General features: G+C 55.9%; 9 protein-coding genes. 2 read left to right on the forward strand and 7 right to left on the reverse strand.

Features of this window, described 5'->3' with window-relative positions; all coding sequences use genetic code 11:
* Position 1: 1 nt before the first annotated feature.
* The 7 genes from FWJ25_RS16500 to FWJ25_RS16530 all read right to left on the reverse strand — a co-directional run bounded on the left by FWJ25_RS16500 (position 2) and on the right by FWJ25_RS16530 (position 7924).
* Positions 2-2266 (reverse strand): diguanylate cyclase domain-containing protein, encoded by a 2265-nt coding sequence (locus tag FWJ25_RS16500; RefSeq protein ID WP_246166865.1) that lies wholly within the window; start codon positions 2264-2266, stop codon positions 2-4.
* Positions 2263-3222, reverse strand: coding sequence for an ABC transporter substrate-binding protein (locus FWJ25_RS16505; RefSeq protein ID WP_149601367.1), 960 nt, complete (start codon positions 3220-3222; stop codon positions 2263-2265). Before FWJ25_RS16505 ends, FWJ25_RS16500 begins: the two co-directional genes overlap by 4 nt.
* 100 nt (positions 3223-3322) lie before the next feature.
* The gene (locus FWJ25_RS16510) at positions 3323-4231 is read right to left on the reverse strand and encodes a LysO family transporter (RefSeq protein ID WP_149601368.1); all 909 of its coding nucleotides are present in this window, start codon (positions 4229-4231) and stop codon (positions 3323-3325) included.
* 56 nt (positions 4232-4287) lie between these two features.
* The gene (locus FWJ25_RS16515; protein WP_149601369.1) at positions 4288-4608 is read right to left on the reverse strand and encodes a DUF2288 domain-containing protein; all 321 of its coding nucleotides are present in this window, start codon (positions 4606-4608) and stop codon (positions 4288-4290) included.
* A 79-nt stretch (positions 4609-4687) separates the two neighbouring features.
* A complete protein-coding gene (locus FWJ25_RS16520; RefSeq protein ID WP_149601370.1) occupies positions 4688-5083 on the reverse strand; it encodes a response regulator in 396 nt (131 codons plus the stop codon).
* Positions 5070-6254: a response regulator gene (locus FWJ25_RS16525; protein WP_246166866.1), complete on the reverse strand. Its 1185-nt coding sequence runs from the start codon at positions 6252-6254 to the stop codon at positions 5070-5072. Before FWJ25_RS16525 ends, FWJ25_RS16520 begins: the two co-directional genes overlap by 14 nt.
* Entirely contained in the window at positions 6251-7924 is a 1674-nt protein-coding gene (locus FWJ25_RS16530; RefSeq protein WP_149601371.1) for a diguanylate cyclase, read from the reverse strand. Before FWJ25_RS16530 ends, FWJ25_RS16525 begins: the two co-directional genes overlap by 4 nt.
* 113 nt (positions 7925-8037) lie before the next feature.
* Between FWJ25_RS16530 and FWJ25_RS16535 the strand changes: the two genes are divergently transcribed.
* Positions 8038-9834, forward strand: coding sequence for a sensor histidine kinase (locus FWJ25_RS16535; protein ID WP_149601372.1), 1797 nt, complete (start codon positions 8038-8040; stop codon positions 9832-9834).
* Positions 9821-12187, forward strand: coding sequence for a PAS domain-containing protein (locus FWJ25_RS16540; protein ID WP_188093650.1), 2367 nt, complete (start codon positions 9821-9823; stop codon positions 12185-12187). The genes FWJ25_RS16535 and FWJ25_RS16540 overlap by 14 nt, the downstream gene beginning before the upstream one ends.
* Positions 12188-12193 lie beyond the last annotated feature (6 nt).

Here is a 12193-nt window from a genome sequence, read left to right on the forward strand (position 1 = left end):
CTCAGGCATCCGACTCCGCGTAACGGCATGATTGGTTTTTACCCAACCGCTTAGCACGGTACATCGCCTGGTCTGCCTGTCGAAGAAGCTGGTCACCGTCCAGATCCTGAGACTGGGGATACAGTGTATAGCCAATACTCACCGATACCTCAACGCTGTGATCACTGACCCAAATCGGAGCGGACACCATCTCCAGGATCCGGGAATGCAGGCGCTCCAACGCCGTCTCATCCTCGACGTTAACGATGATCGCAGAAAACTCATCGCCGCCAAGGCGAGCCAGGGTGTCTTCCTCCCGCAGAGCCTTACGCATACGCCTCGCGACTTCAACCAACAAACGATCACCGGCCTCGTGGCCAAAGGCATCGTTAACCGGTTTGAATTCATCCAGATCAATGTAGAGAACAGCCAGTCGGAACCCCTGACGGCGGGCATGGGCCATCGACTGCTGCAAACGGTCAGCAAACAAGACACGGTTTGGCAGACCGGTCAACGCGTCGAAGTGCGCCATCAGACGCAGCTCTCTCTCCTGAGATTTCGATTTGGTGATGTCACTGAAGATACCGACAAAGTGGCCAATGTCTCCGTGCTCATCCCGAACACCACTGATGGTCAGCGTTAGAATAATACTTTCGCCATCGTCTTTCCGGGTAGTGAATTCGCCAGTCCAGAATCCATCCTGCCGGGCACTCTGAAATACCCCGCTGCCCTCCTCAACCGGCAACGGGGGCAAGCGGTCAATAGCATCCTCACGATATTTCCCGGTAATGCCCACAAACGCGTCGTTAACATCAATCACGGCGCCATGGGCATCCGTGATGAATATCGCCTCCCGGGCATGATCGAACACGCTGGCTGCGAGACGCTGCCTCTGTTCAGCAAGCCGGCGCCGTGTCACGTCATACCAGGAGCAGAGGATGAGAGGTTCTGTTTCCCCTTTCTCGTGAATGGGTGCCAACGTCATATCCACCCACACTACAGAACCATCCGACCTGGTCAGTGTCCACTCGCAGCTCTGTACCTCTCCCTGAACCACCTGTTCGATCAGAGAGTTGAATTTCTGCTGGGAACTCAGACCATCGGGCTGGGTGGCGGGAGAGACAGCCGACATATCCTTCCCGACCAGTGCACCCTCCGAGGTGTACCGCAACAATTCGATGGCAGCACGATTGCTGTCCACAAACCCCCCGCGACGAATGACCAGCATCGGCTGAGGCCATCCGAGTATCATCCTGCGCTGCCGCCGCTGTTCCACACCAATTAACCGTTTGCGTCTGCCCAGCCAGAGTGATGAGGCAATCAGCAGCAGAACCAGAATAGCAACGGTGAAAACCCATAGACGATATTGCTGGAGAACGTCGACCCAGGTCACCCGTGGTACCTGATCATAAGGAGGAACGCGAAGGGTCCGGGCCAGATCCTCCACAGACTGGTAATCCATCGGCGGTGCAAAGCCGGCAATGCCTGCGGCTAGCGCTGCGGGGTTATTAGGGTCAAGAGCAAACAGGGCTGATGCCACTTTGCGCACGACGACGCTGTCAACATGAGGCAGTGCCGCCAGAGGCCACTCGGGATACAAACGGGTGGACAGCTGGAACGGAAAACCGGACAGGTCCTGCGGGTTGAGAACTTTCAAACGTTTTGGCAGCCCCGGATCGCTGAGCGCCATTTGCTCGATGATCCCGGTGCGCACGAAACCCACGTCGACCTCACCGGCCAACAACGCCTCAATGACCCGGTCATGCCGGTTCAACTGCCGGACGCGGCCAAAATCCCTGACATGAACACCGGCCTCACGAAGCTCCAGCATCTGCGCCTGGTACCCGCCAAGAAAGAACATCCCGGGCGTAGCGACCGTCTTGCCCTTCAGATCTTTCAGAGTCGCGATGTCCTGCCGCTCAGCCAGAGTCACCACCACGCCACCCAGGCTGGATGTCTGCGCCTGATCCCACTTGCGTACCAGGGTTGCCAGCACGCCCGTCAAACTCCGCTCGCTGCGAATAACAAGAAAATGACTGGGGTTGGTGAGCACAAAGTCCAACCGGTTCGTCGATAGCGCGCGATTGAGATCTGGCTGATCGAGAATCTCCAGCTCCACCGGGTGATCGATCGCTTGGGAAAGGTATTCCGCCAGTGGCTCATATTCCCGCTCCATGACTGAATCCGGACGGTAAGCGAACACCCCGAAAGTCAGCGGATGTTCTGCCCAGGCATCGGAGGTAACGCCGGTCACCAACAGTAACATCAGGCGGAGCAGTAGCCTCAAGTGATACTCCTGGGCAGAAACGAAGGATTGCTGAAACGGTGGTCAACCGGAATCGAGGAAATCAGTCCTTCGGACGACATAACGTGGGCCAGTTTGAGCACAACAGCCTCAATTCGTCCGGTGGATGCCAGGTATCGGTGATTGGCAGACAGGTCTGGCAAGGCAACGGTAGACAGAGCCTTGCGCACGGCACTGACCGAGATACCCTGACGGGTCGCTACCCGGTAGACCGCATCGTGCTGGTTACGAACCAGATGATTGAGCCCGGCGAAGTGGGCCTTGAGCAGATCTTCAATCGCTTCTTCATGGCTACGGGTCCGTTGCTTACGCACCACGATCACATCGAAGATGGTTTCCGGCAACTGGCGGCTGTCGAACAGCCGCTCTGCACCCAGGCCTTCGAGGGTGGAGGCTATTGGCTCATAGCAGATAGACGCATCCAGCTCTCCATGGCGCCAGGCTTCTGCATGTTCGTTGACAGGCAGATTGATCTCGACGACTTCTTCCCGATTAAGTCCGGCTCGCTGAAGCATCTCCACAAGAATAACGCCCGAAACCCCTGAAAGCTCAACCGCGATGCGTTTACCTTTCAAATCCCGAAGCGATCTTATTGACCGCTGTGCCATCACGACATCAGCCCCTACAGACACATCGACCACGCCTACCACCTCTACATCCAAACCCTGATCGTACAAACGGAGTGCTTCGTCGAGCGTGAGTGCAGCTCCATCCAGCTGACCCTGCAGAAGCCCGTTCATTGAATCATTGGCCGAGCGGCCTTTGATCAGGGACACCGTGTCTGGCAGCCAACCAAATTCCTCGGCCAGATAAAGCGGTTCATACCCGATCCAGGGGTGGAGACCAATACGAAGGGGAGTTGCACGACCACAGCCGCCCATACCACCCAGCGCCAGGCCGGCAGCAATGGAAAGACCCAGAAATTGACGGCGGTGCATTGAGAATCCTACGGGAGAGCAGGTTAATTTCCGTTAATGAAGCATTCTACCGATAACAATAGTAGTCAAAAAGGGACCATTGGTATTGCATTGAGTCAATTTATCCCAGGGACAGGAAAACGCCCATCAAAATCGGGGAGAGGAAAGACAGCAGAAAACCGGAAGCGATCGCAACCGGAACGCACTCAAGGCCACCACTACTACGGATAACAGGCAGGGTAAAATCCATGGCTGTCGCGCCGCCATAGCCGATGGCCATTGCGGGCCGGGTAGCGATGACCAGCGGAATAATAGCCAGCGCAATGATTTCACGCAGGACATCGTTGAGGAAGGCCACACCGCCCCAGGCCGGGCCCAGCGCATCGCCGATAACAATACCGGACAACGAATACCAGCCAAACCCGGATACCAGTGCCATAACATCATGCCAAGGCAACGCCAGTACAGGAATCAGAGCAAGGCCAGCTAGCAGAGAACTTGCCGTCAGCGCCATGGCGATCCCCAGACCCTGGCGATTCATCAGCAACCGGCGCAGCGAAAGCCCGGCATTGCGAAGCTGCACACCAATCAGGAACAACAGTAACATCAGCGACCAGGTCGCCACCTGTTCCGCCATCGGCATCTCTGGCAACAGGTAATAGCCTGCAAGCAACCCCGCCAATACTGCCAATAACGGCTTCAGACCCGCCATAAAGAGACGACGGTAACCAGTGGTCCCGTCTGTGGCGTTCTTCGCCACCACCAGGGGCTGCCAGCGATGAAATGCCCACAGGCCCAGCATATTGAACAGGAACAGCATCATCACAAGTATGAGTACCTGAACGGCCATTCCGCCAAGCTGGCTTGCCAGCCCATCCATCTGGCCCAGGCCCAGGCCCAGCAGAGCAAGAATGAAGTACACCAGCACTTCCACCCCATGATGGATAACGGTCATGATCCGACGGTTCTCCAACATAAGCGCAAAACCCAGAAACAAAGGCGCAAGAATGAGCAGCGCTCCAGTCAGCATAAGGGGCCTCGAACGATCGGGATAGTCAGATCAGAAAATGAAGGGATAGAAGACAGTCAATGCAGCTTCTGGTCAGAGCGATCCTGAACCAGTACCCAGGGCGCAATCACCACAGCCCAGAGCTCTGCATTCTGGTCATACCAGGCTTGTGCCAGCTCAGGGGGGATATCACCCACTTTGCCCGCCAACATCCACTGTTCGAATTGGATTTTGTTGTCGGCCGCAAGCTCCGCTGCAACATCGAGCAGATCCAGATCAGACGCCACCCGGACAACCTGTCCGCGGGCGAAATAAGTCTGCAATTCGTGCCAGCGAATGCGCGAGGTTTCCAGGTTCAGTTTGGACTTGAGCTCATCCGGAGAGGAACTTGACGACATGTAGGCCTCGGTACAAAAATCAGGGCGGACTAGGTTAACCGAATCGACCACATCTGTGCCAGCGCCTGGAACATCCGGCTCACTGCAGGCTGTCCCAAATTTCCCGGATACGATCCGATAACGTCATCGGGTCAAAGGGCTTGGGAATGACCGCGACTGCACCTTCCGCAAGATACTGACTCACTTCGTCAGGCTGCACTTTGGCTGTCATGAAGATAGCAGGAACATCTGCGAACTCATCGGTTTGGCGAATCGCATGGAGCGTTGAGGGCCCGTCCATGACCGGCATCATAACGTCCAGTAAAACGAGCTGGGGCCTGAACTCAGCCAACTGATCAAGGGCCACTTGCCCGGAGGCGCAGGTTTTCAGGGTGAAACCACCCACCGCCTCCAGCGCCAGCTCGGCAACCGCTCTGATATCTTCTTCATCCTCTACCAGCATAATGCGCTGAAGTGACAATTTACCCTCGGTCATTATCCGACTCCTCGTGCCCGGATGGCTTCGCCTTCAGGCTCTCAAACCAAGCCTCCAGCCCCAATTGGCGCATCAATCTCTCGCACTCCGTGCTGAGCCTTTCCGGACCTGCCAACAACGCAGCCCCCCTCATCACCAGATGCTGTTGAGTCACGTTCTCGCGAGACAGATGGTGCACAGCCCCAATAAGCTGACGAAGATCCAGGGGCAATCGCCACTGAACCTTCAGCCGGTTGCCGTAGGGCTGGGCCCAGTCTTCCAGTGCCTGTTCAATATCGGCATTGCTCAGGGAACCACCGCCCTCTCTGACAAAGCGATCCATGACACTCAGCACCGCCAATTCCCCCATGCGGCTTAACAGGCCTGCGGTCTGGAACAGGCGCCCCCGCTTACCCATAGCGGCAGCAATTTTCTGAGCCTCACATGCAACGGCCTCAGCCAATGCGTGATACTCCAGAGCCCTGGAGCGGATCACTCCGGAGGTGAATGAAGTTCCTACATCGAGCGCCAAAGCCAACCCCTGGTTCAGTGCCATGGGTACCCCCATAACGGATATGGCATCACGGACACTGGTCACCGGCGCACCACTTCTACGAAACGAGGAACGATTGGCCACCTCCAGCAATCGCGCACTCAGGGCAACCTCTTTCTGCCAACGCTCAGCCAGGCGGGAGCCTGAGAGTTGATCAGCCTCTTCGATCAAGGCGAGAATACCGGCGACATCCATGTTTCCGGGGATGTGGACCCCGGAATCCAGTCCCTCAGCCAGCATCTCCGGGAGGGATCGGCTGGACGCTTCATCCGGGAGACTGTCACCAATCATGGAAACCAGACGCCCGTGCAGCAATTCAACATCGAAAGGCTTGCTGATGTAGCCACTGATACCGTAATGGGCCGCCTTGAGGATAGAATCCCGGTCAGCACGGGCGGTGATCATAACCACCGGTACGTCCTTGTCCTTCGCCCGGATGTCACGAAGCAACGCCAGCCCGGAACCGTCGGGCAGCATCCAGTCCACAATAAAAAACTTCGGGTTCATGGATTCCCACAGGCGCTTTGCGTCGCCGACAGAGTGGGCCTTGGATACCCGGATAGCGGGGTTCAAGCCGGATACAACCGTCTCAAGAAGGTCTGCCATAAGATCATCGTCTTCCACAATGACCACATTCATACAGCTTCCCGTCCTGTACCGTCTGTTTGACCCGCTCCGAAAACCGTCACGCCGTTCCGCCCGGCGGATTTGCGGCGATATAACGCCTGATCGGCCGCTTCGATTGCGTCCTCACCCCGATCAAAAGTCTCAAGGGTGGCCATGCCGATACTCACCGTGACATGAAATTCTTCACCACGACTGCTGAAGCCGATTCGGTTCATCTGTTCACAAACCGTTTGTAAGGTTCTGAGAGCATCCCCGATGGAACAGTCTGGCAGCACCACCAAAAATTCCTCACCACCGTATCGTCCAATCACATCGGTTTTACGCAAGCGGTGACGCAGGAGGTTGGCCAGCCCTTTGATGACAAGGTCACCCGTCCGATGGCCATAGGTATCATTCACTCGCTTGAAATGATCCAGGTCCAGCATCGCCACCACAGATTTCTGCGAAAGACGGCGACACCGGGCATGCTCTTTGATCACCTCCTGCTTGACCAGAGAGTGCTTCAAAAGACCCGTGAGGCTGTCCCGGGATGCCAGCTTGTCGAGCTGTCTGGCCCGATAACAACGGACCCTCGCCGCTCTGAGCAGGAAATCATCTGACACCGGCTTGGTGAGAAAGTCGTCCCCGCCCTTGGACAAAGCATCTACCTGGAAGTCCCGGTCCTCCTCCGAAGAGAGAAAGATAATGTGCAACCCTACCCACTCCGGATCAAACCGCAGCATCCGGGCCAGCGTCGTGCCGCTGTATGAGCCCATCTGCACATCCATCAGGATAATATCCGGCCGGAATTCTGAGAGCGCTCCTGGCAACTCCGAAGGTGACTGAACCTTGCGGACGGCCATCCCGCCCTCTTCCAGGACCAGACTGTAGTGCTCCAGCAACTCTGCATCATCGTCTACGATAATGACGCGACCGGCACCCACATCCAGGCGCTCACTGATCAGCCGTTCGATGTAGTCAGCCAGTACAGGAACATCAAGTGGCTCGCAGACAAAGCCGTCTGCCCCCAAATCCGCGAGGCGATAACGTTCCGGAAACCCATCCACTGAGCCCACACACACAATCGGCGGACACTCATCTTTTGCAGACAGGCCAGCTCCTTCAGACACAAAGAGCGTGTCACGCATCAGCACAACCGAGGCGGTAGCCAGGGTTTTGTCAGGCAGGGAATGTGTATCAGGAAATCCATAAACCGCGAAACCATGGGTTGCGAGCGCCCCCGAAAGTTCAGCCGCTTTGACAGAATCGGGCTCGACAACCAGAACAACCGGCTCTGCGACGCCCTTAACACCCTTTTCAGGTGGTGCAACTGGCCAGGACGGCTCAATGTCACCTTCGCAAAGAAGCGCCGACAGGGACCCCACACGCTGCATGAAGTCATCATTCAACAAGTGCAGAATTTCGGAGCGGGAGCTATGATCGCCTTCTATATATGGCTTCAGGATCTGTTCGAGGTCACGGGCGCTTTTGCCCAGCCTGTCGTAACCGAACGTTCCGGCAGATCCGGCCAAACGGTGGAGAGACTGATAGGCAGCCACCACCTCACCGGAATCAATACCCGCGGCACGAACACCAGACATGGCAGTTTCCAGCAATTCAAGCTCAGATAGCGCCTTTTCCCTGAAGCGCGTTTTCAGCAGAGCCAGCTTCCTTGCCACGTCCGCATTCTTTTGATCCGACATACCGCTCAATTCAGTCCGGAGATGGTTTTCAATTGTGCCATACTGGCACCTGAAATTGCTGTTATATAAACCAAAGTACCATTAATAAACCAAAGCACCCCAAGGAAGCCAGCTTGCCGTCAATTTCACTGAGCACTCGCCTCGCTCTCGTTATTCTTCTGGGAACCATTGCCACCGTCGGATCGGTGCTGATCGTTGCCTATGGCGCGCTCGTTGACGATTTCGAAACTCTCCTGACTGAACAGCAGCTTTCCGAAACCCGGAGGATCTCCTCTGAAGTCGATCAGCGGTTGCAGCTCAAGCTCGACATACTGAAAGAATCCGCCAGCACCCTGAACGACGGCAAGCAGCTGCTGCCCCGGGAGCAGATCGCCGTGCAACTGGATCGCCAGCGCCTGCTCAAGACCCTGTTCCCCGATGGGGTCGTCGTGATGGATGAACACGCAACCGCCATCGCAGAAAGTTACTTTGTGCCAGGCCGGCTGGGCACAAACTACGCCGACAGACAACATTTTCGCCAGGCGTTCGAGACCCGAAAAGAACTCATCAGCCGACCGATCATGGGGCGCACCACCGGTGTTCCACTCCTGTCATTTCTGGCGCCGATCGAGTCAGACGACGGAGACCTTCTGGGTTTTATTGCCGGCACCCTTAAAGTTGGTCAGACAAGCCTGATTCCCCCGGAGTTGGTAACCAACAAAGGTCAGACAGGCAGCAGCTTTAAAGTGGTCGACATTGACAACTTCCTGTACATCGAAGGCGGGCCTTCAGATCAAAACCAGATCGAATCCCTGCCCCCTCCAGGACATGACCCTCTGATTGACGCAGCGCTATCCGGCATTGGTTTCGGCAGGGTGACAACGACCGCTGGTCAGGAACTGATCTTCGCAGCCAGCCACCTGCAGCGGTTGGGCTGGCTGTTTATCCGATCGGTACCTTACGAGCATGCAACCGCGCCGGCCAAAGAGTCGTTTTTTCGTTTTGTTGGTTTCAGCCTGGTGATCGGTCTGATGATCGCTGTACTCAGTTTCCTCGCCAGTCGCTCTACCACCCTGCCTCTTGAGAGAATGACCCGGACCATTGAAGGCATGATTCGCAATCCTTCAAAGGCTGCCCGGTTGGGCACGCAAGGACCAACCGAGGTACAGGAGCTGGCCACGGCCTTTAACCGCCTGATGGACGAGCGTGATGCCATGAGTGAAATGAAGGAGAACTTTGTTTCCAATGTCAGCCATGAGCTTCGTACTCCGCTCACTTCCATAAACGGCGCCCTGAAACTTCTTGAATCCGGTGCTGCAGGAGCACTGCCGGTGAAGGCAGGCGAGATGTGCGCTCTGGCGCTGCGTAATGGCGAACGCCTGCAGCTTCTCATATCCGATCTTCTGGACTTCAACAAACTCACCGCAGGGCAGATGTCAGTGACCCTCAATCTGCAACCGCTGGATGCCATTATTGACTCTGCGATCACCAGCAACCAGACCACGGCAGCAGATCATCATGTGCAGCTGGAAAAAGCCTGTGCCTCCGGAAGTCAGGTGGTGACAGACCCGTTGCGGCTCCGGCAGATACTGGACAACTTCATCAGTAATGCCATCAAGTTTTCCCCGGCTAATGGCGTAGTCCGCATCCAGACAACCGAAACATCCGCCGGTCTGGTGAAAATCGTCGTCAGTGATCAGGGCGATGGCGTACCAGAAGCGTTTGAACCAAAACTGTTCGAGCGCTTTTCCCAGGCCGAGGCAGGCACAACCCGTTCCGTGAAGGGTACCGGCCTGGGCCTTGCCATATGCAAAGAGTTGGCCGCACTCATGCATGGACGTATCGGCTATTTTTATGAGCACGGTGCAAACTTCTGGATCGAACTCCCCAGTAGTACGGCAGCCACAGAGACGACTCATGAAAACACCTGAATCCCCTCAGGACTCAACGTTCGATAAAAGCCTGAAACAGAGTGAACGTCGGGCTCTGGCGGTGATTGAAGGCACCAATGTCGGTACCTGGGAATGGAATGTCCAGACCGGAGAAACGGTATTCAATGAACGCTGGGCCGAGATCTGTGGTTACACCCTGCAAGAGTTGGCCCCCGTCAACATCCAGACTTGGCTTGATCTGGCCCACCCGGAAGACCTCGAGGAGTCAGAGCGTCGATTGAATGCGCACTTTGACGGTTCTTCCCCGGTGTACGACATCCGGTGCCGCATGCGGCACAAGGATGGCCACTGGGTCTGGGTACATGATCGCGGGAGGGTCTTTGAATGGACGCCTGAAGGCCTGCCTTTGATGATGTATGGCACCCATGCCGACATCACCGAAGAAATGCAAAACCTGCAACAGATACAACAACAGAACACTGCCCTGAGCATACTGAACGAGCTGGCCGTGGACCCGGAGACGGACGACAATGCAAGAATCGGTAAAGCCCTGGCTCTGGGCTCTGAGTATCTCGACCTTCCACTAGCAATCGTCAGTGAGATCACCAGCGATGTGTACACCATTCTCTGGTTTGATGCCCCCCAGGATGCCGGCCTGGCGCAGGGCGCCAACTTCCCTCTGGGCGACACCTATTGTTCCATTCTGGTGGAAGCCGGCCATAGCCTGGCTATCGACCACATGGCGACATCGCCCTATAAAGCACGTCCCTGCTATGCCGCATTCGGTCTGGAAAGCTACATCGCGGCCCCAATACACATTCGGGACCATCTGTTCGGGACACTCAACTTTTCTTCCCCAGAGCCTCGCAAAACCCCATTTTCGGGAACTGAAATCACCTTTGTAACCCTTCTCGCTCGCTGGATCGCCGGCGTTATCGAACGCAAACTCAGCACCCAGACACAAAGCAAGCTGATCGAACAGGTCCCCGGGGTGCTCTACCAGTACCGACTGTGGCCCGATGGACACTCAACATTCCCATTTTCCAGCCCACACATAAAAGACATTTACGGCGTTGATCCTGGCGATGTGGTTGATGATGCCTCCGTGGTCTTCGATGCTATCCATCCAGACGACCTTGGAAAGGTCGGCTCCAGTATTTCCGAATCAGCCGAGAGCCTCTCCCTATGGCAACAGCAATACAGGGTTCGCAAGGGCTCTGGATCATGGCGCTGGGTGGAAGGACAGGCATCGCCTGAGGTCCTCGCCGACAAGAGCATCATGTGGCATGGCTATATTGCAGATATTGACGATAAAAAGCAGACCGAACTGGCCCTCAAGGAAAGTGAAGCGCAACTTCGCAGGCTTTACGAACTTTCTCCCATCGGTATTGCACTGAATGATTACTACTCAGGTGAATTCCTCGACATCAACGATGCTCTTTTAAAACCCACAGGGTACAGCCGGGAACAGCTACTTGCCGGAGACTTTACCCAGCTTCTTCCCCAACAATCAGCCAGACTGAAAGATCGTATTGTTCGTGAGCTCAGGGAAACCGGGCGCTTCGGCCCTCACGAACTGGATATGCTTCGTGCAGACGAATCGGTCTTCCCTGCGCTGATTCGCGGTATGCGAATCACCAACGCATCCGGAAGGACACTGATATGGACTCTGGTGGAGGATGTCTCGGAACGCCGCAAAGTGGACCAGATGAAAAGCGAGTTCATATCAACAGTCAGTCACGAGCTAAGGACACCGCTTACTTCGATCGCAGGCTCACTGGGGCTGATTGCCGGTGGGACCCTTGGCGAACTCCCTGCGGAAGTCAGACGCATGGTCTCCATTGCGCACCGGAACAGCGAACAATTGCGACTGCTGGTGGACGATCTGCTCGATATGGAAAAGCTGGTATCCGGCAGAATGATCATGCACCTTTCTTCTGAATCGGTGCTGCCAGTAGTTCGAGACGCGGTGGACCGGCTTCGAACCTATGCGCTGGACAGTCATGTAGCCATTGTTCTTGCTGACAATAGTCACGACGTCACCGCCAGGATGGATCGCTATCGCCTGAATCAAGCCCTGACCAACCTGTTGTCCAATGCCATAAAGTTTTCACCGGACGAGAGTACCGTACACGTGTCAACAGAGCTTATCAGCGGCCAGGTCCGAATTCTGGTTTCCGACAACGGCCCCGGCATTGCAAACAGCTTCCGATCCCGGATATTCCAGAAGTTCGCCCAGGCAGACAGCTCAGACACCCGGGGCAAACGCGGTACCGGCCTGGGGCTTGCAATTACCCGGGAAATCATGGCCCAGATGGGAGGAAACGTCAGCTTCTCATCCGTTGAAGGACATGGAGCTACCTTCTGGCTGGAATTGCCAATAGAGAGCTGAGCCATC

The sequence above is a fragment of the Marinobacter salinexigens genome, assembly GCF_008370345.1.
GTDB classification, from domain to species: domain Bacteria; phylum Pseudomonadota; class Gammaproteobacteria; order Pseudomonadales; family Oleiphilaceae; genus Marinobacter; species Marinobacter salinexigens.